Origin of the sequence: Candidatus Thiothrix putei (assembly GCA_029972225.1) — a bacterium.
Lineage (GTDB): Bacteria > Pseudomonadota > Gammaproteobacteria > Thiotrichales > Thiotrichaceae > Thiothrix > Thiothrix putei.
Map to the genome: position 1 here is coordinate 1743177 of CP124756.1, position 24273 is coordinate 1767449.

The 24273-nt window shown below is 50.9% G+C and carries 23 protein-coding genes; 9 read left to right on the forward strand and 14 right to left on the reverse strand.

The window, feature by feature from the left end; all coding sequences use genetic code 11:
- Nucleotides 1-17: 17 nt before the first annotated feature.
- The 7 genes from QJT81_09020 to QJT81_09050 all read right to left on the reverse strand — a co-directional run bounded on the left by QJT81_09020 (nucleotide 18) and on the right by QJT81_09050 (nucleotide 4970).
- Nucleotides 18-437: an OsmC family protein gene (locus QJT81_09020; GenBank protein ID WGZ96091.1), complete on the reverse strand. Its 420-nt coding sequence runs from the start codon at nucleotides 435-437 to the stop codon at nucleotides 18-20.
- A gap of 189 nt (nucleotides 438-626) precedes the next feature.
- Entirely contained in the window at nucleotides 627-1406 is a 780-nt protein-coding gene (locus QJT81_09025) for an efflux RND transporter periplasmic adaptor subunit (GenBank protein WGZ96092.1), read from the reverse strand.
- Nucleotides 1403-2347 carry a hypothetical protein gene (locus tag QJT81_09030; GenBank protein ID WGZ96093.1) on the reverse strand — a complete coding sequence of 315 codons (945 nt, stop codon included), beginning with the start codon at nucleotides 2345-2347 and terminating at the stop codon, nucleotides 1403-1405. The genes QJT81_09025 and QJT81_09030 overlap by 4 nt, the downstream gene beginning before the upstream one ends.
- 34 nt (nucleotides 2348-2381) lie before the next feature.
- A complete protein-coding gene (locus tag QJT81_09035; GenBank protein ID WGZ96094.1) occupies nucleotides 2382-3086 on the reverse strand; it encodes a thioredoxin fold domain-containing protein in 705 nt (234 codons plus the stop codon).
- Between the two features lie 107 nt (nucleotides 3087-3193).
- The gene (locus QJT81_09040; GenBank protein WGZ96095.1) at nucleotides 3194-4081 is read right to left on the reverse strand and encodes an AEC family transporter; all 888 of its coding nucleotides are present in this window, start codon (nucleotides 4079-4081) and stop codon (nucleotides 3194-3196) included.
- 7 nt (nucleotides 4082-4088) lie between these two features.
- Nucleotides 4089-4430, reverse strand: coding sequence for a hypothetical protein (locus tag QJT81_09045; GenBank protein WGZ96096.1), 342 nt, complete (start codon nucleotides 4428-4430; stop codon nucleotides 4089-4091).
- Between the two features lie 12 nt (nucleotides 4431-4442).
- Entirely contained in the window at nucleotides 4443-4970 is a 528-nt protein-coding gene (locus tag QJT81_09050; GenBank protein ID WGZ96097.1) for a universal stress protein, read from the reverse strand.
- Nucleotides 4971-5124: 154 nt separating this feature from the next.
- On the opposite strand from QJT81_09050, the gene dsbD reads away from it, so the two are divergent.
- On the forward strand, nucleotides 5125-7023 hold the full coding sequence (dsbD, locus tag QJT81_09055; GenBank protein ID WGZ96098.1) for a protein-disulfide reductase DsbD: 1899 nt from the start codon (nucleotides 5125-5127) through the stop codon (nucleotides 7021-7023).
- Here the strand turns inward: dsbD and QJT81_09060 are convergent, their stop codons facing one another.
- Nucleotides 7024-8097 (reverse strand): thioredoxin fold domain-containing protein, encoded by a 1074-nt coding sequence (locus tag QJT81_09060; GenBank protein ID WGZ96099.1) that lies wholly within the window; start codon nucleotides 8095-8097, stop codon nucleotides 7024-7026.
- Nucleotides 8098-8246: 149 nt separating this feature from the next.
- On the opposite strand from QJT81_09060, the gene arfB reads away from it, so the two are divergent.
- The gene (gene arfB / locus QJT81_09065; GenBank protein WGZ96100.1) at nucleotides 8247-8639 is read left to right on the forward strand and encodes an alternative ribosome rescue aminoacyl-tRNA hydrolase ArfB; all 393 of its coding nucleotides are present in this window, start codon (nucleotides 8247-8249) and stop codon (nucleotides 8637-8639) included.
- A gap of 23 nt (nucleotides 8640-8662) precedes the next feature.
- Nucleotides 8663-9235, forward strand: coding sequence for a Uma2 family endonuclease (locus QJT81_09070; protein ID WGZ96101.1), 573 nt, complete (start codon nucleotides 8663-8665; stop codon nucleotides 9233-9235).
- 10 nt (nucleotides 9236-9245) lie between these two features.
- On the opposite strand, the gene QJT81_09075 is transcribed toward QJT81_09070, so the two are convergent.
- From QJT81_09075 to QJT81_09085, 3 genes are read right to left on the reverse strand one after another with little or no spacing between them, the layout of a single operon-like run.
- Nucleotides 9246-9971 carry a hypothetical protein gene (locus tag QJT81_09075; protein WGZ96102.1) on the reverse strand — a complete coding sequence of 242 codons (726 nt, stop codon included), beginning with the start codon at nucleotides 9969-9971 and terminating at the stop codon, nucleotides 9246-9248.
- A gap of 24 nt (nucleotides 9972-9995) precedes the next feature.
- Complete coding sequence (locus QJT81_09080) at nucleotides 9996-10337, reverse strand: type II toxin-antitoxin system PemK/MazF family toxin (GenBank protein WGZ96103.1); 342 nt, start codon at nucleotides 10335-10337, stop codon at nucleotides 9996-9998.
- Entirely contained in the window at nucleotides 10337-10573 is a 237-nt protein-coding gene (locus QJT81_09085; protein WGZ96104.1) for a hypothetical protein, read from the reverse strand. Before QJT81_09085 ends, QJT81_09080 begins: the two co-directional genes overlap by 1 nt.
- Nucleotides 10574-10712: 139 nt before the next feature.
- Here QJT81_09085 and QJT81_09090 point away from each other — a divergent pair, with 139 nt between their 5' ends.
- The 4 genes from QJT81_09090 to QJT81_09105 are packed head-to-tail and all read left to right on the forward strand — an operon-like array spanning nucleotide 10713 to nucleotide 15916.
- Complete coding sequence (locus QJT81_09090; GenBank protein WGZ96105.1) at nucleotides 10713-12401, forward strand: AAA family ATPase; 1689 nt, start codon at nucleotides 10713-10715, stop codon at nucleotides 12399-12401.
- Nucleotides 12398-14086, forward strand: coding sequence for an AAA family ATPase (locus tag QJT81_09095; GenBank protein WGZ96106.1), 1689 nt, complete (start codon nucleotides 12398-12400; stop codon nucleotides 14084-14086). Before QJT81_09090 ends, QJT81_09095 begins: the two co-directional genes overlap by 4 nt.
- Nucleotides 14087-14132: 46 nt before the next feature.
- Nucleotides 14133-15278: an ATP-binding protein gene (locus QJT81_09100; protein WGZ96107.1), complete on the forward strand. Its 1146-nt coding sequence runs from the start codon at nucleotides 14133-14135 to the stop codon at nucleotides 15276-15278.
- A gap of 32 nt (nucleotides 15279-15310) precedes the next feature.
- Nucleotides 15311-15916 carry an HAD-IA family hydrolase gene (locus QJT81_09105; protein ID WGZ96108.1) on the forward strand — a complete coding sequence of 202 codons (606 nt, stop codon included), beginning with the start codon at nucleotides 15311-15313 and terminating at the stop codon, nucleotides 15914-15916.
- On the opposite strand, the gene QJT81_09110 is transcribed toward QJT81_09105, so the two are convergent.
- Both QJT81_09110 and QJT81_09115 read right to left on the reverse strand, forming a co-directional pair.
- Complete coding sequence (locus tag QJT81_09110; GenBank protein ID WGZ96109.1) at nucleotides 15874-19044, reverse strand: efflux RND transporter permease subunit; 3171 nt, start codon at nucleotides 19042-19044, stop codon at nucleotides 15874-15876. The genes QJT81_09105 and QJT81_09110 overlap by 43 nt on opposite strands.
- A complete protein-coding gene (locus tag QJT81_09115; GenBank protein WGZ96110.1) occupies nucleotides 19041-20252 on the reverse strand; it encodes an efflux RND transporter periplasmic adaptor subunit in 1212 nt (403 codons plus the stop codon). Before QJT81_09115 ends, QJT81_09110 begins: the two co-directional genes overlap by 4 nt.
- Before the next feature lie 196 nt (nucleotides 20253-20448).
- Between QJT81_09115 and QJT81_09120 the strand changes: the two genes are divergently transcribed.
- The gene (locus QJT81_09120; protein ID WGZ96111.1) at nucleotides 20449-21996 is read left to right on the forward strand and encodes an ATP-binding protein; all 1548 of its coding nucleotides are present in this window, start codon (nucleotides 20449-20451) and stop codon (nucleotides 21994-21996) included.
- Between the two features lie 56 nt (nucleotides 21997-22052).
- Entirely contained in the window at nucleotides 22053-22790 is a 738-nt protein-coding gene (locus QJT81_09125; GenBank protein ID WGZ96112.1) for a TSUP family transporter, read from the forward strand.
- Between the two features lie 48 nt (nucleotides 22791-22838).
- Here QJT81_09125 and der read toward each other — a convergent pair whose 3' ends face one another.
- Nucleotides 22839-24257, reverse strand: coding sequence for a ribosome biogenesis GTPase Der (gene der, locus QJT81_09130; GenBank protein ID WGZ96113.1), 1419 nt, complete (start codon nucleotides 24255-24257; stop codon nucleotides 22839-22841).
- Between the last annotated feature and the right edge of the window lie 16 nt (nucleotides 24258-24273).

The window sequence follows — 24273 nt, forward strand, 5'->3', positions numbered from 1 at the left end:
AGGCTTCTTCAACAGGGTTAATCAATCAGTTTACTGAGGATAGTCGCACCGTGGCTCAAGGTTTTGTGAACGGGGCAACGGTCGGCAATGTCTAACAAACGTTCGCGCTGGTCAGCGGTAAGTTCACCGAGAATTTGAATGTCACGCTCAAACGCGCTTTGTTTATTGGCATCGCGGCTGTGGCGCAAGGTGACAATAACGTTTTCGACAGGCCATTTCTTGCGTTCGGCATACATGCGGATGGTCATGGCAGTACATGAGCCGAGAGCAGCTTTTAGGTATTGATACGGGGCAGCACCCAAGTCATCGCCACCCAGTGGCACGGGTTCGTCGGCAACCATTTGGTGTTTGCCTGCGTTAATGTCACAGGTGTAGGTATCCGCTTTATCACGCAAACTGACGATAACGGTATGCGGGTCTTTGGGTTGTGCGTCCATGGGTTTCCTTTTTATGTAGGTCGTGCGCAGCAGCTAGGTGTCAACTGGATAAGGTACAGACGTTTCTGCAACCGGTAGCAACGGATCGACGTCTGCCTCATCCAGCCGACTTTTGCATCTTCGGATTTTATCCCCTTTATGAAAAATTGCCATGTCTCGAATAGGGCATATCCTGGCGTTGCGTTACTATCAAGGTAACACCACCCGAACCGATTCTGACGGCCTCAACACCTCTTTTGCATTGCGCTTAAAGAGAATATCCAGCTCATAAATCGCGCCTTCCGGCTCGATCCGCACCGCTTCCACGCCTTGGCTGTATACCTTGCCGCTGCGGTTATCGCCGTTCACTTGCACTTGCGCCGTTGTCCCTACTGGGTAACGCCGCAATACATCCGCCGTCACCAATACCCGTGCTAACATCTGATCATCGGGTGCAAGGCTAACCAGCGGCTGATCTTGCTTACCTGCAAAAATGACTGCACCTTGCCATGCATTATTGGCGGCAATAATCCCCGCAAATGGCGCTTTGAGTTCGGTATGACCTAAGGCTACTTGTGCGGCTTCTTCTGCTGCTTTCGCTGACTCCAGTTCGGTGGTGGCAACCGCTTTTTTCAATTCACCATCTTTGAGTTCTTCCTCGGCAATTAAGCCACGGTCAAATAGCTCTTGGGTACGTGCCATGTCACGTTCCGCATCATCCATGCTTAAGGTGGCACGCGCCACTCGCGCTTTGGCTTCCAGCAACGCCGCTTTCTGTTTACGCTGATCCATGCGTACCAGCAAAGCGCCTTTGTTGACGTGTTGCCCTGTGGTCACATTCACTTCTTCCACCACACCGTTTTCGACGACGCGCATATCCACCTTGTGTTGCCATTCCAGACGACCTTTCAATTCCAGTGCTTGGGCAGGCAAACTGTATAGTAATAGAATGGGTAATACGATCTGGAAAGTAGTCGGGAGGTGTTTCATGCAGGCTTGTCCTCTGTCGGGGCAGGTTTGGGCAAGGGCCAAACGGGGTTGCCTTGTAAAGCATTCAATTGTGCCAAGGTCAGGGCACGGCAGAACTGGATTTGTTGTTGTTGCAAGCGGGCTTTGCTTTGTTGAGTCATGGCATCACCGATGTCGGATTTGACTTCTTGCTCATACAGGGTGCGGCTACGTTCCAGATAATAATCGCGCCAGAGAATTTCCGCTTGGGAACGCTCTTCGGCTACCTTGAATACATCCAGACGCAACAGTAATTCGAGAATGTGCTGGCGTAATTCCATATCGGTCACGGCACGTTCGTCAGCAGTCATATCGTCACGGCGGTCATCCAGCCACTTGTTGTTTTTTAGGCTGGTTTCTACCAGTTCATTCAGCGGTGGCAACTCGGTAGGAAATGTACCAATCTCTGGCGGATTCAGCTCATTTGGCAGCTTTTGCGGATTATTAATGGCTTGGGCTAACAACGAGCGTGTCAAACGTTGCGCAGCAGCACTGGCAGCGCCTTGTTGGCGTACCACTTGGTATTCCGCGTCGAGTTCTGCAACATCCAATTCCGAAAACTCTTTCAATTCCAAACGGGTACGGGTACGGTCAAGTGGGATGTAGTACACCGCCATATTTTCGTTATCACGAACCGCGCTGGAATCTGCCAACACCACATCAAAAAAGCGTTCCATGATGTCGAGGCGTTGCTTTTCCAGTGGTGCAATCAGGTTGGGTAATAAACGGTCGCGCTGATTGTCTACTCCCGTATTGCTATTATACGCAAGGCTATGGCAGTCCAAGTACAGTGGCTGCGGGGCAGGGTGGCGTAACGCAATTTCCGGTGCAAGCTGGCTAAGTGGATGGCCTTCGGCGTAGTTGAGTGCTTGATCAAGACTCAACGGGTCAGGGACATCAGCGGCCTGGACGCTAGTGAACAATATCAGGGAGGAAAGCATTCCCCACCAACCAGCGTTAACTCTTCGCATCATCAGCCTTAGCAGCGGCATCGCCGCCTTGTTCACGCTTGAATTTAGAGAACGGTACATCTTCATTCTTTTTGTCGGCAATGTATTTACCAAACAGCATGAACTCATCCGCATCTTTGGTTGCACCTGTCAAACGCCCGTTTTTGATGGGTTCGCCATCTAACCCCATGAATTGGAACACGGGGGTGGCACGCACTCGAAATTCTTTCAAAGAAAAATCTTTTTGGGTAGTGGCGTCACCTTTGAAGTTGGTTAATTCCACATCGCCTTCAATATCGACAGTGATAATGCGGAAGTTTTCTTTGTAGTAATCCTGAATATCACTGCGGTTGAGAACGGTGCTTTTCATACGCTGACAGAATGGGCACTCATCCATTTCAAACATCATCAGCAAACCTTTTTTGCCGTCCGCTTTGGCAGTTTCCAACTCTTCTTTCATGTCATTAAAACTGTCGTCGAAGAATTGCGCGGCATCGCGGATTTCTACTTTAGCAGGGGCACTACTGACAGTAGCTGTTGTATCAGCAGCTTTATCATCGGTGCTGACACTGGTGGATTTGTCATCAGCAGGTTTATCCGCAACGGTAGCACTATCAGCGACTTTAGCCGGTTCGGTAGGCTTGTCTTCCGCGACAACACTGGTGGAAAGGCTCAACGCGATGAGCGTACTCGATAATACAGTACGTAACACTTATATATCCTCCTAACTATTGATTGTGAGCGTTAGCGTGCACTCAATTTGTGCTCTTATCCTAGGTTGAATTTAGACACTCTTCAAGCTTAAAAGTTACGATAGGGTTAGTGCGGCAAGGCGAACCAAAGTATGGCTGGCATAATCACCAAACTGGCGAGATTGCCTAATAACACGATAGAGGCAACCTGATCCGGTTCTTGTTGGTATTGTTCCGCTACTAATACATTGAGCACGGCTGGTGGGAGCGCCGCAAACAGCAATAGTTGTGCATATTGAGTGGCATCTAAGGTGAGTGTCTGCGCAACCAACAAAGCACTGATAAGTCCGGCAGCAGGGCCTGCAATAGCGCCGAGTGTACCTAATTTCCAATCACGAAAATTCACATCCAACAGGCGCACGCCCAGCGAAAACAGTAGCAGCGGAATGGAAACCTGCCCCAGTAATTTGACCGTATTCGCCAAGGCATCCGGCAATGTAAGGTGTAAACTGCTAAACAATAACCCCAGAATCGTGGCCTGAATCATTGGCATTTTCAGCAAATGCAGCGGGTTGGTGCGATGATTGAGGATGTAAAACCCAACCGTGAAATGCAGCACCATTTCAATGATAAACAACACCACGGCTGCTTGCAGCGCTGACTCCCCAAACGCAAACAGGATCAACGGGATACCCATATTGCCGGAGTTATTAAACATCATCGGTGGTAAAAAGGTTTTCAGATTGATGCGAAACAGCCAGGCCAGCGGCAACAATAACAGACCAGAACCCAATACCACTGCCACGCCGCCAATGGCGAGATCGCGGAAGGCTAAAAAATCGAAGGGTTTATCCATCAGCGCCCAAAACACCAGAAATGGCGCGAAAAATTCCATATTGAGGCGGTTAACCACCGCCATATCCGGGCGGCGGAAATAGCCATATGCTGCCCCCAGTGCCGAGCAGGCAAAGACGGGGAAGATAATGCTGAAAATGCGCAAAGCGGCATCAAGCATAATCTACTCAGAATTCCTTTACCCACGCGATTTTATTATCGCCGATTATCCAATGCCCTGCTTGCACACCGACAAAAGCGCCAACGGCATCCCATGCCAGATCTTTACCGCTGAATTGTTTGCCTTCATCTTGACTGTCGATGATTTCCTTGAGGACACCGGGAGCAATAGCCCAAGCAAACGCTTTAGTTCGATTATGCGTTTGCGTATAGGCAGCAACTCCCAATGCAGCAGAGACACTAAAATGTACTGATTTATCCTTGCTCGTCCATTCATCGGCATGGCTCAGATTAGAGGATAACAGCAACAGTAGCAGGGGGGTTGCCTGCAAAGTTTGGGGGGCTTTCATGTGGAATGAGGCTCAATCCATTATTCGAACCGCCATTACATCACACGGAACACCTTTGAGGGTAGCTTCAGCGGTTGAACCCATGAAGCCAAGCACACTTTTTTTGCCGCTGTTACCAACGACCACTAACTCAATGCCATTTTGTTTGACGAATTCGATAATGGCATCGCTGGGTTTGCCGCTGGCATAGGTCACTTCTAAGGCAACATTTGCACCGGCACCTAAGTTATCGGCTAATTTGCGCAGTTTTTCGGTTGCCAGATTGATTTGGTTTTGTTTGATGGCGGGAGGCATTCCGAGTTTGTTGGTGCCGCCGAAAGCGACATTGCCGAGTGAGGCATCTTCCAGCACATTCAGCAGGGTAAGCTTGGCTTGGTAAAAGTTTGCCAGTTCGTGGGCGCGTGCCACAATGGTATTGCTGATTTTGGTGAAATCGACTGGCACTAAAATATGTTGGTAGCGGTGATTGCCATGACCGCCAATGCGCTCAAAGGCTTTGGTGAAATCGACTGGCACTAAAATATGTTGGTAGGGCTTCATGGGGTTCTCCTGTGGGTGGCGACCGCTCCATCATGTGATGGATTGCCGGATACAAAAATGATGTACGTCAATTTTTCGGTGTTCTGACAATTTACCCGTAATTCCATTACACTCAAACCATTATGCTAAGAGTCGATGAGGAGGAAAAGTCGATATGGGTATTCCAGCGGCGTTGTCGCGGTATTTGCGTTATTGTTTGGTGGTGTGCAGTCTGTTATTTGCGCTACCACCCGCTATGGCGGTTGATACCAGCTTTGATTTTGGGGACGAAAGCCTGACGTCGGAACAGGCATTTGCGTTAGGGCAACCCACTTTGGAGGGGGATAAGTTAACCGTGCAATGGGTAATTGCGCCTGACCATTACCTGTATAAAGATAAATTTCTGGTCAAGATTTTCGACCCGCAAGGCATGACGGTGGGTGCGCCTGAGTTGCCGAGTGGTGATGTTAAGCAAGACGAATTTTTCGGTAAAATCGAAGCTGTACACGATCTGGCTGCCATTCACTTGCCGGTGAAACGCACCGAACTCGGTAAAGCAGGCAGTTTTGTGCTGGAACTCGGTTGGCAAGGTTGCGCGGAAAATGTGCTGTGTTACCCGCCAGAACTCAAAGCGTTCAAGGTGAATTTGCCTGCGCCCGCAGCCGGTGAACAACCGAGCGTGACTTGGGCTGAAACCGCCTTGCCCGAAGCCGTTGCCAAAGCAGCCGATAACACTGCTGGCAGTGCAGTAGCTCCTCCTTTGTCGGAGCAAGATCAATTGGCAGAACAGCTTGCCAAAGGTAATAAAGCTTGGGTGTTGCTCACCTTTGTGGGGCTGGGGTTGTTATTGGCATTTACACCGTGTGTATTCCCGATGATCCCCATTCTTTCTGGCATTATTGCGGGTCAAACAGCGCTTACCCCACGCAAAGCCTTTGTGTTGTCGTTGACTTATGTGTTGGCAATGGCTGTCACTTACAGCATTGCGGGTATTCTGGCGGGTTTGTTTGGGGAAAATTTGCAGGCGCTGTTCCAGAATGGCTGGTTTTTGGGGATTTTCAGTGCGATTTTCGTTTTGCTGGCGTTGTCGATGTTTGGTTTTTACGATTTACAAATGCCTTCCAGCATTCAAACCCGCTTAAACAACCTGAGTAACCGTCAGGAAGGCGGGAGTTTGATCGGGGTGGCTATTATGGGGGCGTTATCTGCCCTGATTGTCGGGCCGTGTGTGGCTGCACCATTGGCAGGTATTTTGATTTATATCGGGCAAACCGGTGATGCGGTATTCGGTGGTATGGCATTGTTCGCGCTGAGTATTGGGATGGGGCTGCCTTTGTTACTGGTGGGGACGTCGGCTGGGCAATGGTTGCCGCGTGCGGGTATGTGGATGGAAGCCATCAAGGCAGTCTTCGGCGTTATGTTGCTGGGTGTGGCAATTTGGTTGCTAGAACGTATTTTACCGGAATCGGTGGCATTGTTGTTGTGGGCAATTCTGTTTGTGCTTTCCGGGGTCTTTATGGGGGCGTTTACGCCTTTGACAGAAACCAGTAACGGTTGGCGTAAACTGTGGAAAGGTTCCGGGATCCTGCTGGTGTTGTATGGCAGTTTATTGCTCGCAGGCAGTGCGCTTGGTAAGGGGGATTTATTGCAACCCTTGCGTGGGTTAAGTCTGGGGCAGGGGGGGATTGCGACAGCCACGGCGGGGACGGGTTCGGCGCTGCCTTTCAATAAAGTTACGACCTTGGCAGAAGTCGAGCAAGCGGTTAAGGATGCTAAAGGTCAGCCGGTGATGGTCGACTTTTATGCTGACTGGTGTATCACGTGTAAAGAAATGGAGAAATATACCTTTAGCGATCCTTCCGTACAGTCATTGCTGCGTAATGCCATTTTGGTGAAAGCCGATGTGACGGAAACGAACGCGGAAACCAAAGCCTTACTCAAGCATTTTAAGATTCCGGGGCCGCCTGCCATCCTGTTCTTTAACAAGGATGGCGAGGAGTTACGCCCGTTGCGTGTGGTTGGGTTTATGCCTGCTGAAACGTTTGCGGGACATTTGAGTAAGTCATTGCAGTAGTTATTCCATCAAATCCGCCGGGAAGCCGTGGGCGGCTAGGGCTTCGCGGCGGTGTTGCAGGTAGCGTTGGAATTCCGGCATCCACGCATACGCGCCAGAGGTGACGTAATCAATCGCGCCGTGGGTGTGGAAGGCTTTGAAATAGGCTTCGGTGCGGAAGACTTCTTTGCCAGCGGTATCGAAGAAGACGAGGCTGGGGCTGTATTTGATTTCCAGCGTTTTTGCCCATTCTGCCACTGTCATTTCCTTGCCATCGGGGGTTTGGATTTTGGTGTCATCGTCGGGGTTGGCTTGGGCAAGATCGAGATTGCTGAGGGAATACGCGAGTTCTTTGCGTTTGAAAATGTCATTGTAGAGTTCATCGCAGGTGTCGCATTCGGTTTGCGCGAATACCACCATCAGCGGGCGTTTGCTGTCTTTGCGAGCGTCTTGCAGGCGTAACGGCGCAGGCAAGGCGGTGGGCAGGGTGTAAGTTTTGTCAGTCGTGGCAGCGACGTTACTATCGGTTTTGCCATCGGCTTTGAGCTTGGCGAAGTAGTCTTTGAAACTGCCGTCTTTTTCGTGTTTACCGGCAACAAAATCCAGTGCCATCTCAAATTTGTCGGGGGCGTAATAGCCGTTGACGCGCAATACCACTTTACCGGCTTCGTCGAGGAATAGCATGGTGGGGGTGTATTGCACTTTTGATGCAGCGGCGAAGGCTTTTTCGGTGGTTTCTTTGCCGTCAACGTCGGTCACGTTGCGGTCGCCCCACATATTGATGGCAATCACGTCGAAGTTTTTTTGGGTCTTGGCGGTGATGTTTTCCTTGCTGAAATTTTCTTGGATCAACTTGGTGCAATACGGGCAGCCGTCTTGGTAGAAATACAGCACGGTGCGTTTATTCGCGGCAGTGGCATCTTTAATGTCGTCGCGCAGGTCGAGGAAGGATTCTTTGAACCACGCGGGTTTGTCGATAGCGCCGGGGTTGACTAGACCGGCTTCGAGTTGGGTGGGCGTGCCAGCGGGCGTGGCAGCTTGGGTTGCTCCGGCGAGTAATGCCAGCGCGATCGGGATGGGTAACAGGTACTTCATGAGATTGCCTCCTCAAACAGCGGTAACGCGGTGATATTATTGGGTTATGGAAGCAGTTTAGCAGGTTGTCGGTAGTGCTGATATTTCTGGGGTTTGTTATACGTTATACTGGTTTTCACTAGTAATGATCACCCATTAGGATGCGCAACATGATCATCCCGCCCGAAGAACTTGATTTCCAACCCATCCGCGCTCAAGGCCTCGGCGGGCAAAACGTCAATAAAGTCTCGACTGCGATTCACCTGCGTTTCGACATCCGCGCTTCTTCATTGCCGGATAGTTGGAAAGAAAAACTGTTGAGCTACGCTGATCAGCGCATTTCCGGCGATGGTGTGGTGGTCATTAAGGCGCAAACTCACAACAGTCAGGAAAAAAACCGGGCGGACGCGCTTGAACGCTTGCAACAATTAATCGCGGATGCGACCAAAGTGCAAAAGAAGCGCAAAGCCACGCGCCCGACGTTTAGCTCGCGGCTCAAGCGGCTTGACAGCAAGAAAAAGCACAGCGACATTAAATCGGGGCGTAAAAAAGTCGATTATTAGGATTATATAAGCCGAGGTATGGGATGGAAGCACGAAAATTTCAAACAGTCGATGACTTGCTAATGACTTCATCAGTCGATGGGCGTATTGAGTTGATTAGCGGTGAAATTGTGAAACGCCCGATGGCGCGATTCGCCCATGCGCAGGTGCAATCGGGTCTTTCTGATGAAGTTTCCCCCTTCAAGCGCCGTAAAGGTGCAGATGGCTGGTGGATCGTGACGGAAATCAGCGTGCGTTACAGCGAACATCACTGCCCAACCCATGACCTTGCCGGATGGCGTAAGGCGCGTGTGCCGAATCCGCCAGAGGGTGTGGTGGATATTTTGCCTGACTGGGTGTGTGAAATTACCTCGCCGGGGCATGAAAGCAAGGATTTGGTGATGCACCTGATGCGCTTACAGGTGTACCAAGTGCCTTATTATTGGGTGATTTCACCAGAGAATAAAACCCTGATTGCTTATGAGTTGGCGGGAGAGCATTACCGCGTGGTGTTTTCCAAGGAGTGTATTGCGGTTGAAGATTGCCAGCGGGTGTTTATTCCCCCGTTCGCCAAACAGGGGATTGATTTGGGGTATGTGTTTGGGGTGCAGGCGTAACAGCCGATTATTAGCAATGCTGTTTGGCGTAGTGCAGCAATAAAGCACGGCTGTTTTGATAAGCCTGTTCTGCTTGTTGCAATAACGTCGCATCCAGTTCCACATCATCCACCGCTTCCTGAAAATCCGGTAATATTTTGCCGGTGTGAATGAGTGGTGAGGTATCCCCCGCACCGGCTACGCCTGTTTTGGCAAAGCTGCCGTATTCACGCGATAATGGTTCAGTCACGCCTATCCATTGCTGTAACTGGCTTAATAAGCCGTCAGTGTCAGTGCAGACTTTTTCGGTATCAAAATAGTAATAACGTTGCGGGTGTTGCTGGGCGAAGTCGGTCAGGGTTTGCAAGCGTTCAAGGTAATAGTTAGTTGCGCCTGTGGGTTGCGCATACAAATCGTCGGTGGATTTTTGCCGGAATAACTTAATGATGCTTTTAATGGTTGGCTCAGGTTGGCGCAACGCAATAAAAATGACAGCATCTTGCAACGCGGGCAGGCTTAAATTCAGTCGATAATCGTTGTGCAGCAGTTTATCAAATTGATAGTGACTGTCGGGTTTTAAGCTATCGTGTTGGCTGTAATCCGCGATTTGCTGGGCTAAATCAGCGTCGCTGAGGTAGCTTTGGTGCATTTCGTAATAGCCATTGATACGCGGGTGTGAGCCGATAATATGCCCTAGCAAACTGCTGTAGGCTCGCATGTGGCTGAGTAGGAAGATTCGGGAGTAGGGGTGTTTCATGGGGTATTATGCTTTTTTATGTTCTCAGAAAAGTGACAAACTCAGTTTTAAGCTCTCATCAAGTGCTAATATTTTTTTGTCTGGTAGTCTGCTTACTTTCTCGGTTAGAAATGCTTTATCAAGAGTCAAAATCTGTGAAACATTGATAACAGAATCTTTTGAAAGTTCTGAATCTCTTTTGGATATGGAGATATTACCCGGAGCATTGGCTAATCGTAAATTTGATGTCACGATGGCGACAACGACGGTTTGTATTCTGCTTTGGTTGAAATCGTCAGATGAAATGATGACAACAGGTCTTTTATAACCCGGTTCTGAACCTCTTGGTTCTTCAAGCGAAGCCCACCATATTTCTCCTCTTTTCATTACCATTCTTCTCGTGGGATGGACTTGATCTGCATTGAATGTAATTCATCCTCTAAATATGAGGACTCATCTGAATAAATTTTATTAAGTTCTTCTGTTACATTAATGTATCTTCTTGATGCGATGTATTCTTTAATGGCCTTGGCATAAAGCTCACTTCTGGAAATGCCAAAATGATGAGCAAAAACTTCTGCTGCTTGGAATATTGGGTCGGGTATGGATACTGCTGTTTTCATGCTGCCTATGGTATGACAATAGTTATACCCTGTCAAGATGGTGTCTACTTATCGGGACTTGACAACAGCAGCACACCGCAGCAAACGCTACACTGCAATATGCTATCATCTGCCACATCACCACCGTGCAGGACGTGCCATGAAAATCCCCTACGGCTTGAGCAATTTCAAGAAAGTCATCACCGAAGGCTTTGTCTATGTGGACAAAACCGCCTACATCGCCGCGTTAGAAGCCGACGGGCAGTACCACTTTCTGTTGCGCCCGCGCCGTTTCGGTAAAAGCTTGTTCATCTCGGCACTGGAGTATTACTACGACGTAAAACACCAAGCAGATTTCGACGCGATTTTTTCCCAACTCCACATCGGGCAACATCCCACCCCGACGCGTAGCAGCTATCAGGTGCTGTTCATGGAGTTCAGCGGGATTGCCACGGATAGCGCGGAATCGGTTTACCGTGCGTTTACCCACAAAGTCGACTTGGCGTTGCAACGCACCCTTGAACGTTACTACTATCCGCCTGAAGCCATCGCCAGTGTTGCGCAAAGCCTGTCCCCCTATGAAAAAATGGAATCGTTTTTCAAAGCGACTGAAGGGCAAAAAGTCTTTTTGTTGATCGACGAATACGACCATTTTGCCAATTCGATACTGGCGGAAAATATGCCGCTGTTCAAAAGTATCGTCGGCAAGGGTGGTTTCGTGCGCAGCTTTTACGAAACCATTAAAACAGCCACTCAGCGCGGCACGGTAGACCGTTTGTTCATCACGGGGGTTACGCCGATCATGCTGGATAGCCTGACCAGTGGGTTTAATATTGGTAAAAACCTGTCGTTACAAGAAGACTTCAATGCAGCCGTCGGTTTTACCAAGGATGAAGTGGCGGACTTACTCCAGCCCTTGGCGGTCGATTGTCATCTGGATGCCTCAGTGTTGCTGGAGGATGTGACCCGTTGGTACAACGGCTACCGCTTCCACGCGGATGCACCCGAAACGGTTTATAACGCCAATATGGTGTTGTATTTTCTGGATAATTTCGACACAAAACGCTGTGCTTATCCGAAAAAAATGCTGGATGCGAATATTGCCTCCGACTATGGCAAGTTAATGGGCTTGTTCGGTATCGGCGACCGTGAAGACAATTACAAGGTGCTGGATGAATTGCTCAACACGGGCGAAATCATGGCACGGCAGGCGGAAAAATTTGATTTCGACAAAGGCTTTTTCCGGGATGATTTCATCAGCTTGTTAGCCTATATGGGGTTTGTGTCGCTGCAACGCGAAGAATTGGCTGGTGAGGTGTTTGCTATCCCCAACCATGTGATGCAAGAGATGTATTTTCAGTATTTCAAAGCGGAACTGGAGCGCCGTAACCAGATTGAGATTCCCAATCGTGGCTTAGCATCGGCAGTGGCATCCTTGGCTGCCGATGACAATATTCAGCCGTTAATGGATGAAATGCAGCGCGTGCTACAGGTGCTTTCCAACCGCGATTTCATGAAGATGGACGAAAAGCACATCAAAACCCTGCTGCTGACGCTGCTCTACCATTCGCCGGTGTATTTCATCCAAAGCGAGCGCGAAATGAATCACCGTTACCCCGACATTCTGCTGTTGGAACGCAGCCCGTATGCCGTGCCGCACCAGCATCTGATCGAACTGAAATACGCCAAAAAATCTGAGGGTGTAAAAGGCTGGGATGCGAAGCGGGAAGAGGGGATTACGCAAGTGCAGGGCTATCTGCAATTGCCAGAAATCGCTGCATTGCCCAAACTCAGCGCGTGGGTGGTGCTGACCGATAGTGAACAACTGAATGTGGTGAAAATACAATGAAAATCCCCTACGGCTTGAGCAATTTCAAGAAAGTCATCACTGAAGGTTTTGTCTATGTGGACAAAACCGCCTACATCGCAGCGTTAGAAGCCGACGGGCAGTACCACTTTCTGTTGCGCCCGCGCCGTTTCGGTAAAAGCTTGTTCATCTCGGCACTGGAGTATTACTACGACGTAAAACACCAAGCAGATTTCGACGCGATTTTTTCCCAACTCCACATCGGGCAACATCCCACCCCGACGCGTAGCAGCTATCAGGTGCTGTTCATGGAGTTCAGCGGGATTGCCACGGATAGCGCGGAATCGGTCGAGCGTTCGTTTACGCATAAAGTCGATGTGGCTTTGAAAAGCACGCTGGAACGCTACGCTTACCCAGCCGCAGCCATCACCAGTGTTGATAAAAGCTATTCTTCCTACGAAAAAATGGAAGCCTTTTTCAGTGCGACCCGTGGGCAAAAAATCTTTCTGTTGATCGACGAATACGACCATTTCGCCAACTCAATGCTGGCGGATGACCCGAATCTGTTCCAAAGTGTGATGGGGAAGGGGGGGTTCGTGCGCAGTTTTTACGAAACCATCAAAGCAGCCACTCAGCGCGGCACAGTAGACCGTTTGTTCATCACAGGTGTTACCCCGTTGATGCTCGACAGCATGACCAGCGGGTTCAATATTGGGGTGAATTTGTCCTTGAATGAGGACTTTAATGCAGCGATGGGTTTCACCCAAGCCGAAGTCGCCGCACTGATACAACCGCTGGTGGATACTTGCCAATTGGATGCGGGGCTTTTGCTGAACGACCTGGCGCACTGGTACAACGGCTACCGTTTTCACCCTAAAGCCCGCGAGACGGTCTACAACGCCAACATGACACTGTATTTCTTACGTAATTTCAACGTAAAAAATTGTAGCTACCCCGAACAAATGCTGGACGAGAATATCGCCTCCGATTACCGCAAAATCATGGCACTGTTTGGCATCGGCGACCGTGAAGCCAACTACCAAGTGCTGGATGAGTTGGTCACGACTGGCACGGTAAAAGCTCAACAGCAACGCAAGTTTGAGCTGGACAAAAATTTCAGCCGTGACGATTTTATCAGCCTGCTGGCTTACATGGGGTTTGTGACCATTAGCGGCAGCACCCTGACGCAGACGGTGTTTGCCATCCCCAACCATGTGATTCGCGAACTCTATTTCCACTACTTCAAGGTGGAACTGGAACGCCGCAACCAGATCAGCATTCCCAACCAATCTTTGACGCAAGCCATTGAACTGTTGGCGTTGCAAGACGACATCCAGCCATTGTTGAATGAAATGCAGCGTGTACTACAGGTACTTTCCAATCGCGACTTCATGAAGATGGACGAAAAGCACATCAAAACCCTGCTGTTGACGTTGCTCTACCATTCGCCGGTGTATTACATCCAAAGCGAGCGCGAAATGAATCACCGTTACCCCGACATCCTGCTGCTGGAACGCAGCCCGTATGCCGTGCCGCACCAGCATCTGATCGAACTGAAATACGCCAAAAAATCCGAGGGTGTAAAAGGCTGGGAAGCCAAGCGGGAAGAAGGCATCACGCAAGTGCAAGGCTATTTGTCTGTGCCCGAAATCGCTGCATTGCCCAAACTCAGCGCATGGGTGGTACTGACCGATAGTGAACAACTGGATGTGGTGAAGATACAATGATTTACTTTAACGAAGTAAGCACGATGAAACGCAATCAGAGTCAAACATGAACCCTCAAGAACTCCAAACCCTCATCCAACAAGGCGAAAACGCCGCCGTCGAATTCAAGGCATTGCCGCTGCGCCCTGAAGCCTTAGCCCGTGAAATGGTGGCATTCGCTAACAGCGCGGGCGGTACAATCCTGCTCGGTGTGGCGGATGACGGCACAGTGCTTGGCATCGACGGTTCAGAGCAACTCGAAGAATGGGTGATGAATATCGCCCGCACTGCCGTGATTCCCGCCTTGACCGTGACTTACGAAACCTTAGCGATCAATGCAACACGGGTTGCGGTAGTCGCTGTTCCCAAAGGCAGCGACAAGCCTTACCAAACGGGTGATAAATACTTGATGCGGGTCGGCTCAACCAACCGTGTGGCGACACAAGCCGAATTGATGCGCTTATTTCAAATGTCCGGCGTGTTCCATTACGACACCCTGCCAGTCGCCAACGCCAGCATCAACGACCTCAATATGGCAGCACTCGATAGCTATTTCGCCAACTACGGCTTTGAGTTTTCCAAGGAGGCGGATATTGCCCGCCGTCAGTTATTGATCAATACCGATATTCTCGCGCCCACAGGTGAACCCACCATTGGCGGTTTGCTAATGTTCGGGATCAACCCGTCACGCTATTTGCCACAAGCGGCGATTATGTTTGCCCACTTTAACGGTTTGGAAATTGCGGCTGAGTTGATCGACCGCCAAGAAATCATTGGTACATTGCCCCAGCAAGTGGATGCTGCCGTCGCCGTGATGAAAAATAACCTGTTGCGCCCCTCCACCATCGAAGGCATGAAGCGCAAAGATACCCGCCAACTGCCGCCCGATAAGGTGTTGCGTGAAATGGTGGTGAATGCTTGTGTCCACCGCAATTACGCGATTGCCGGTTCACGCATCCGCATTTTCATGTTTGATGACCGCATCGAGTGCATCAGTCCGGGGCGTTTGCCGAATACCGTGACGGTGGAAAAACTGCGTTCGGGCGTGTCCTATGCTTCCAATCCGGTGCTGTTGAAGTTCATGGATAACCTGCGCTACATCGACCGTTTAGGACGCGGTTTCCCGATGATTTACCGCGAAATGCAGCAAATTGGCAAAGAAGTCAACGTTTACGAACTCGGCGAAGAGCTGCGCGTCGTGTTGCCCTTATAACGCCGTTGTCACCCATAATCGAGAGCTAAGCCATGCAACCCACCCTCAAACTCATCGCCTTCGACCTATTTGGTGTCGTGATTTCCGACGGACACCTCGTCACCCACGGTTTGCTGCCATTGTTACCACCGACAGTGACCAAGGCCGTCGTCAAACCGTATTACGATGCTTACACCGGCGGGCAGATTAGCGAAGCGGCGTTTTGGAAAGGCATCGGCTTGACGCTGGAATCGCCGATTCGCCAGCAATTCCTCAACTTTTTTGAATTGGATGCGGACTTGGCGGAAGTTACGTATGCGCTGTCACAACGTTACCGCCTAGGCATCCTCTCCAATTTGGGGGCGGAATGGGGTGACATGTTGGAAGCGCGGTTTGCCTTCAGCGAACGTTTCGAGCCGCGCATTATCAGCGGCGCGGTCAAGTGCCAAAAGCCCGAACCCGCGATTTACGAAGTGCTGATAAAAGCCAGCGGGGTAGGGGGTGAACACATCGCCTTCATCGACGACCGCCGCGAAAATCTGGCGGTGGCCAAGCGTTTCGGCATGACCACCATCCATTACCGGCGCGAAGCCGACGCGCACCCGTTTGAGCCGGATTACACCATTGAATCCTTGGCGGACGTGTTGGCGATTTTGTGAGATTTGCCGAACAATTTGACGGGCAATTCGCGCACATCGCCCCCCATTAAATACAAGGCTGGCACTAAATACAGCGCCAAAAATGTCGCAAACAAAATCCCGAACCCCAGCGTGACCGCCATCGGAATCAGGAATTGCGCTTGCGTGGTTTTGTCCAAAATCAGCGGTGTCATCCCCGCAAACGTGGTCAGCGACGTCAGCAAAATCGGGCGGAAACGTGCCACACCCGCTTCACGCACTGCATCCACCACGGCTAAACCGTCTTTGAGCTTTTGGTTGATGCGATCCACCATTACCAGCGCGTCATTTACCGCCACTCCAAACAGTGCCAGCAAGCCAAACATGCTGCTAATGCTCAAATCCATGCCCATCAGCAAATGCCCGCCGAACGCGCCAATGATGGAAAACGGAATGACGCTCATCACCACCAGCGGTTGCGTATACGATTGCAGCGGAATCGCCAGCAAAATATAAATCGCCATTAGCGCAAAACCCAAGCCCATCATCAGGCTGCCCATTGACTCCTTCTGCTCTTTCTGTTCGCCTTCCATGTCGTAACTGACGCTGGGGTAGTCGGCGAGCGCTTCCGGCATCCAGGCTTTGAGGTCAGCCACGACTTTGGGAATATTGATGCGCCCTTTGTCCACGTCAGCGGTAATGTCGATTACGCGCTGGCGGTTGACCCGCGAAATTTTCGGCGCACTTTGCCCCAAAGTAATGTCCGCCACTTCACTGAGCGGAATTTCCGCGCCATCCGCGCTACGAATCAGCAAGTTTTGCAAATCGGAAAGTGAATAACGTTCCTCCTTGGGGTAACGCACCATCACCTTGACTTCAGACTGATCGCGTTGGATACGCTGCGCTTCAGCTCCAAAAATCGCGTGGCGCACTTGCGTACCCACCGTGCCAAGGGTTAAACCCAGTTGTTCAGCTTCGGGGCGGATGCGCAATTGCACCTCTTGTTTGCCGCCTTCAAAGCTGTTTTTAATGTCGAATACACCGTCGTATTCCGCCATTTTTGCTTTGATTTTGTCGGCAACCTTTGCCATGTCCTCGAAGTTATTGCCGCGCAATTGCACCGCTAATGGGCTGCCGCCTTGGGCGACTTCGGCACGGAAACTGACTTCCTGTGCGCCCGGAATCGGTCCGATCAGCTTGCGCCATTCATTGGTTAAGGCGGTGCTGCTGATGTCCAGGCTGCGTTCTTCGGGGGCAGTAATTTCAAACGTGACGCTGGCAAGATGGGATTTACCTGCGCTTTCGCCGCGCCTGCCGGATGAACCCGTTGCCCCTACCGTGACCAGAATATGCTGGATAATGCTCGCGCCAGTGGTGGGTTCGATATACTTTTCCTGCAATTGCTGGGCAGCGTTTGCCATGCGTTCAACGTTGCGGGTGGTCACTTCAATGGGCGTGCCTTCCTGCATTTGCAGTGTGCCGGTGGCAAACTCGCCTTGTACACGCGGGAAAAACGTGAATTTCATGCGCCCGCTCATGGGTAAGGTCAGGCTCAGGATAAATAGCGCAATAAATACGCTGATGACCAGATAACGCCAGTTGAGCGCCGCGTTGAGTGAAGGGCGGTAAACACGCTCGATAAACGTTTCTAGCCCGTGTGAAAATTTGCGCTGGAAACGGGTGAATGCGCCGATTTCATCGGCACGCCGTGTGTGTAAATGCCGCAAATGCACCGGCAGAATCAGCTTGGATTCGATCAGCGAAAACAGCAGCACCGGAATCACGATTAGCGGGATTTGCGCGAAAATCGGCCCCCGATCCCCTGCCATCATTAGTAACGGCGTGAACGCGGCAACGGTTGTCATGACCCCAAACGTGACCGGTACGGTGATTTCCTGCGTGCCTTCCACCGCCGCTCGCATGGGGTCATCGTGGCGTTTGACGTGCGAGTAAATATTTTCCCCCGTCACAATGGCATCATCGACCACGATCCCCAACACCAGAATAAAGGCGAACATGCTGACCAGATTTAAGGTGACACCGAGTTCCGGCATTAGCCACAATGCGCCGAGGAAACTGATCGGAATTCCCAACATAATCCAAAACGCCAAATCCACTCGCAGAAACAGTGTTAGCACAATAAACACCAAAATTGCACTCTGGATGGCGCTGGAGGTGAGGGTGGATAAACGCGCTTTAATGGTTTTGGAGTTGTCGCGCCAATAATCCAGCGTGGTTCCGGCGGGCAGGCTGTCGCGGCGTTCCGCAATGTAATCTTTGATGGTGTTGGCTAAGGTAATCGCGTTCTGGTCGCCAATGCGGTAGACGTTGATAAATGCCGCTTTTTGCCCGTCGTATTCGGAATAGAGTTCGTCTTCGTTAAAGCCATCATTGATGTTGGCAATATCACCGAGGCGAATGCGCGAACCATCCGTGCCGCTAATGACGGTGATATTGGCAAACTCGGCTTGTTTGTAGGCTTGCCCCAAACTGCGCACCAAAATATCGCCGCCACTGGTTTTGACCGTGCCGCCGGGAATATCCCGCGATGCATTGCGGATCGCTTGCGCAATGGTGTCGAGGGTAATCCCGTATTGGCGCAAGGTGGCTTGCGGCACGCTAATGCTGATTTCAAACGGACGTACTCCGCCCAAATCGGCTTGGGTAATGCCCGGTAAGCGCAGCATTTCATCGCGCACGGCTTCGGCTTGCAGGCGCAATTCGGTTTCCGACAGCACATTGCTGCCGAGTATCACGCTGATGACTTCGCGGCGGCGCGTAAGCTGTTCGACCACGGGGCGTTCGGCATCGGCGGGCAAGCGGTTGGTAATGCCATCCACACGGGTTTTGATCTGGTTGACCAGCTCGGTCACGTCATGCTGTTTGTCGATTTCGACGCGCATTTGTGCCGAGCCTTCGGAGGCATCGCTGATGATTTCAGTAATGCCTTGCAGGTCGGCAATCGCCTCTTCGACGCGGGTGATAATGCCGTCTTCGACTTCGCGTGGCGTTGCACCGGGGTAGGCGACGGTAATATTGACAATATCCAGCTCAAATTCGGGGAATACTTCCAGCGGAATGCGTTTGAGGGCGGAATACGTCCCCAGCACCATGATTAGTACCATCAGGATATTGGCAGCAACGGGGTTGCGGACGAACCAAGCGATCATGGTTTGGACTCCTGCGGTGGGTCTGCTGGCTTAGCTTGCGGCTTCTTTTCGCCTGCCACTTGCACGGCTTGACCCTCGGTTGCCAGCGGTAGGGGTGTGATAATCACGCGCTGTCCGTTGAGGTCGGTATCGGTCTGAAATACGACTTCTTTTTCGGCATTCCACACCACGTTAATGGGTTGTACGGCGACTTTGCCATCGCGTAGCAGCAGGATTTCTTTGCCTTGGCGCACCGCCGCACTGGGCACGCTATACACGTTGTTGAACAGTTTGCCTGCAATTTTGGCGTTGAGGTATTGCCCGATGAGTAACGGTGCAGATACGCCTTCCCGTGCAATAAACGGCTGGTCGATTTGTGCAATCACGCTGATTTGACGGCTTTTTTCATCGAGTGCGGCGCTGCTGCGTACCACTTGCCCTTGCCAGACATCGCTACGGTTGCCATTGCTGGGGCGGAATTCGACGGTTGGCATCGCGGCAGGGTCGGCGGCTTTGTCGCGGAAGGCTTCGGGCATTCCCAACAAGTCATACTGTGCCAGTGAGAGCGGTAAATGCACTTCCACTGCATCGGTGGCGTAGATCACGCCCAACACCGTGCCGGGGGTGACGTATTGCCCGACTTCAACACGCTTTTCTTGCACGCGCCCGCTGTAAGGGGCAGTAATGCGGGTGCGGCTGAGGTTGAGTTTTTCTTGCTGGAGTTTGGCTTCGGCGGCGGCAATCGCGGCTTGCGCGGCGGCAATGTGCGGGCGGCGGGCGGCAAGGTCGCTTTGGGTGCGATTTTTGCTACTTTCCAGCAAGCGCCAGTCTTGTTGCGCCAGTTGTGCTTGGGCTTCTTGTTCTTTCAGGGCAAGCTGCTTTTGTGCCAAGTCACCTTCCGCAATGGTAATGGCGTTGGCGTAATTGTCGGCATCCAATTTCAGCAAGGGTGCGCCTTTATCAAAATAGCCGCCATCCTGAAAGTTGGGGGAAATTTCCAACACTTTACCGGAGACTTCCGCCACCAAGTTGGTTTGGGTTTGCGCTTTGACAATACCGGAGGCGCTGACGTTGACGCGGTAATCTTGCAATGCGAGGGCTTGCGCTTCGACCACGGTGGGGCGGGTTTCCTGCGGCTGTTTTTCGGCTTCGGGGCCGGTGGCAATCAGAAATTTGCCCAAGCCGACACCAATAGCAATGACCAGCAGGGGGAGGATGATTTTTTTCATGTGTGCAGGTTGTCCTTTGTCCCAATGTGGGCGGATTCTACGCCCAGATTGTGCAAGCAGTGTGGAAGTTTAGCGGCAGCGCTACATGGCACACATACTGCCATACAAGGACAGGAAAAGTGTTTATTCCATAGCAATTGTGCGTTTAGAATCCTGTGCTATGCTGATACCTTCGGATAATAGCAAGCCAAACGCCATGACTGCACGCAAAAAACTCCCCATTGGCATTCAGACTTTCCGTGAAATTCGGGAAAAAAATCACTATTACGTGGACAAAACTGCCTTGGCGCTGCAACTGATTAATGGCGGTAAGCACTATTTCCTGTCGCGTCCACGTCGTTTTGGCAAAAGTCTATTTTTGGATACGCTAAAAGAGCTGTTTGAAGGTAACGAAGCCTTGTTTCAGGGGTTAGCCGCACAACATCAATGGGATTGGAGCATTCACTATCCGGTGTTGCGGTTTAGCTTTGGCAGTGGAAAATTCACCGATACCCAAGGTTTGCCCAATACGCTCAACACCCAACTGCGCCATTTAGAGCAACATTTCGGCATCTCGCGGCAATTTGAGGACATCGGCGGGCGTTTTGCCGATTTGATTGTGCAAGTGCAGCAGCAAACCGCTTTGCCAGTGGTGATTCTGATTGATGAATACGACAAACCGATTTTGGATGCGTTGGATTATCCTGAGATTGCCAAAATCAATCGCGATTTTCTGCGGGGTTTTTATGGGATCATTAAAGACTACGATGCGTACATAAAATTCAGCTTTCTGACTGGCGTGAGCAAGTTTTCTAAAGTGAGTTTGTTTTCTGGGTTAAATAATTTGTATGACATTACCTTAGAGCCTGAGTTTTCAGCTATTTGTGGTTATACCGATCAGGATATTGATAACGTGTTTGCGCCAGAGTTGGCGGGGTTGGATAGGCAGGCTATTCGTGAGTGGTATAATGGTTACAATTGGCTGGGTGAAGGCGTTTATAACCCCTTTGATATTTTGCAGTTGTTTAAAAGCCGTGAATTTAAAAATTACTGGTTTGAAACGGGCACGCCAACTTTTTTGGTGGAGACGTTGTTTAAACGTCAAGTGACTTCGATTAAATTGACGAGTATGCTCAGTAACAGTGCGATGTTGTCGAGTTTTGATATTGGGCATATTGCCATTGAAGCATTATTGTTTCAGAGCGGTTATTTAACCATTCATGAGGTAAAACGTATTGGTAGCCAAACCTTGTATCGCTTGGGGTATCCGAATAAAGAAGTATACCAAAGCCTGAATGAAAGCCTGTTGAGTATGCTGGTGCAAGACCAAAGTGCGCAGGTGGAGCAGGGTTTGCAATTGTATACCTTGTTAGAAGCGAATGATTTGCAGGGGTTAAAGACGCTGTTCCACAGTTTCTTTGCCAGCATTCCTTATCACTGGTATACCAATAATGATATTCAACACTATGAAGGCTATTATGCCAGCGTGTTTTATTCGTATTTCGCCGCGTTGGGGTTGGATGTGATTGTCGAGGATGCGACGAATCACGGGCGGACGGATATGACGCTGAAATTTAATGGGCGGGTGTATATTTTTGAATTTAAGGTGGTCGAGTTGACACCGAAAGGCGAGGCGATACAGCAGTTGAAAGAACGGCGGTATGCGGATAAATACCGCCATTTGAATCAGCCGATCTATTTGATTGGGGTAGATTTTTGTCGGGTGGATCGGAATATTGTGGGGTTTGTGGTGGAAGTGGCGTGATTGGTGTTAGCGTCAAATAGGATTAATTTCACTGACAAAAAATAGGCAAAATTTTCATGGAATTACTCTTAGCCCTGTTCATCATCGCCATTATCGCTGGATGGGTCGATTCCATCGGTGGCGGCGGTGGACTAATCTGCATCCCCGCTTTGCTGTGGGCAGGTTTCACCCCATTGGAAACGCTGGCGACCAACAAATTGCAAGCCAGTTTCGGCTCATCCACCGCCGCGCTCAACTACACCCGCCACGGCTTGGTCGATGTCAAAGGGCAAAAGCTGGTAATCGCGCTCACCTTCCTCGGCTCAGTCGGCGGCACATTGCTGGTGCAACAAATTGACTCCAGCCTGTTGGAAAAAGCCATTCCGGTATTACTGATCTTATTCGCGCTGTATTTCTTATTCTCACCGAAAATCAGCGATGCGGATAAACACCAAGTGATTTCACCCAAAACGTTTGCAATGACCGTCGGCGTTGGGGCAGGTTTTTACGACGGCTTTTTTGGTCCCGGCGCAGGCACGTTTTTCACGATGGGCTATGTGGCGTTGTTGGGTTTTGGTTTGCCAAAAGCCACCGGTAATACCAAACTGCTGAATTTCACCAGCAATATTGCATCGCTGCTGTTTTTCGCGCTTTCAGGGCATATCGTCTGGTTGGCAGGTTTGGTGATGGGAATAGGGCAGGTGATCGGCAGTTACCTCGGTTCGCACATGGCGGTCAAGCACGGCACGCGCCTGATCCGCCCTATCCTAGTAACCGTATCGTTGCTAGTCTCGCTCAAATTATTGCTAGACTAACTCTTACTCCCTGCCCCCCTTGCGGGGGAAGGGCTGGGGAAGGGGGTCTTACTTCTTTTTCTTCTCGCTCTTCTTAATCTTGTGAATTCGCGCCGCTTGCCGTTTTTTGGTGTGTTCCTGACGCGGTGTCAGCGTATTGCGCTTGCCTTCATACGGATTTTCGCCGCCTTTGTATTCAATCCGCACCTGACTGCCGGCTAATTTCAGGGTTTTGTGGAAATAGTTGGTCAGGTAGCGCGTGTACATATCCGGCACGTAATCGGTACGGTTGCCGTGAATAATGACGCGGAACGGGTTGCTGCCACCTTGGTGAGCGTAGCGCAATTTGATGCGTTGCCCACGGGTCAGTGGCGGCTGATGTTGTTGCACAGCCATTTCCAGAATGCGCGTCAAGCGTGGTGTAGGCACTTTGAGCATGGCGGAATCGTAAGCGCGTTTCACGGCGGTATACAGCAAGCCGACGTTAGAGCCGTGCAGCGCGGAGATGAAATACTTTTCGGCGAAATCGAGGAACGGCAATTTGACTTCAAGCTGTTGCTTGATCCACTCGCGGTCGTCGGATTCCATGCCATCCCATTTGTTCACTGCCAGCACCAAGGCTTTGCCCGCATCCAAAATCAGCCCCAGCAAGTGGGCATCTTGGTCGGTGATGCTGTCATGCGCGTCCACCAGCATAATGACGACATGGCAACGTTGAATCGCATCCAGCGTTTTGATAATGCTGAACTTTTCAATGGTTTCATCCACGCGGCTGCGGCGACGTACCCCAGCGGTGTCGATCAGGGTGTAGGCTTGCCCATCGCGTTCAAACGGAATGAAAATGCTGTCGCGGGTCGTGCCCGGTTGGTCGAACGCAATCACGCGCTCTTCGCCCATAATGCGGTTGATCAGGGTCGATTTGCCCACATTCGGGCGACCCACGAAGGCGATGCGGATACTGCCATCGTCTTCCTCTTCTTCCGCGTCGTCGAAATCCGCGCCGAGTGAATCGAGTACCGCTGTCATCAGCACGGTTACGCCGCGTCCTTGCACCGCTGCAATTTGGAACACTTCGGTAAAGCCGAGCGCGTAAAATTCGGAGGAGGCTTGATCCGCATCCACCCCGTCGATTTTATTGACGAGCAGGTAAACTGGCTTACCCATCACACGAATGTCTTGCGCAATCTGTTGGTCGGCTGCGGTTAGCCCTTGCTTGCCATCGACGATGAATAGAATGGCATCGGCTTCCTGCATCGCGGCGCGGGTTTGTTTCGCCATGTGTTCGTCGATGCCGACTTCTTCACCGCTCAAACCACCGGTGTCGATCAGCAGGTAGCTGCGTCCGTTGAGTTCGCCAGTGCCGTATTTGCGGTCACGGGTCAAGCCGGGGAAATCGGCAACGAGCGCGTCACGCGAACGGGTTAAGCGGTTGAATAGGGTGGATTTGCCTACATTGGGGCGACCAATCAGTGCGAGGACGGGTTTCATGGTATAAACAGTACAG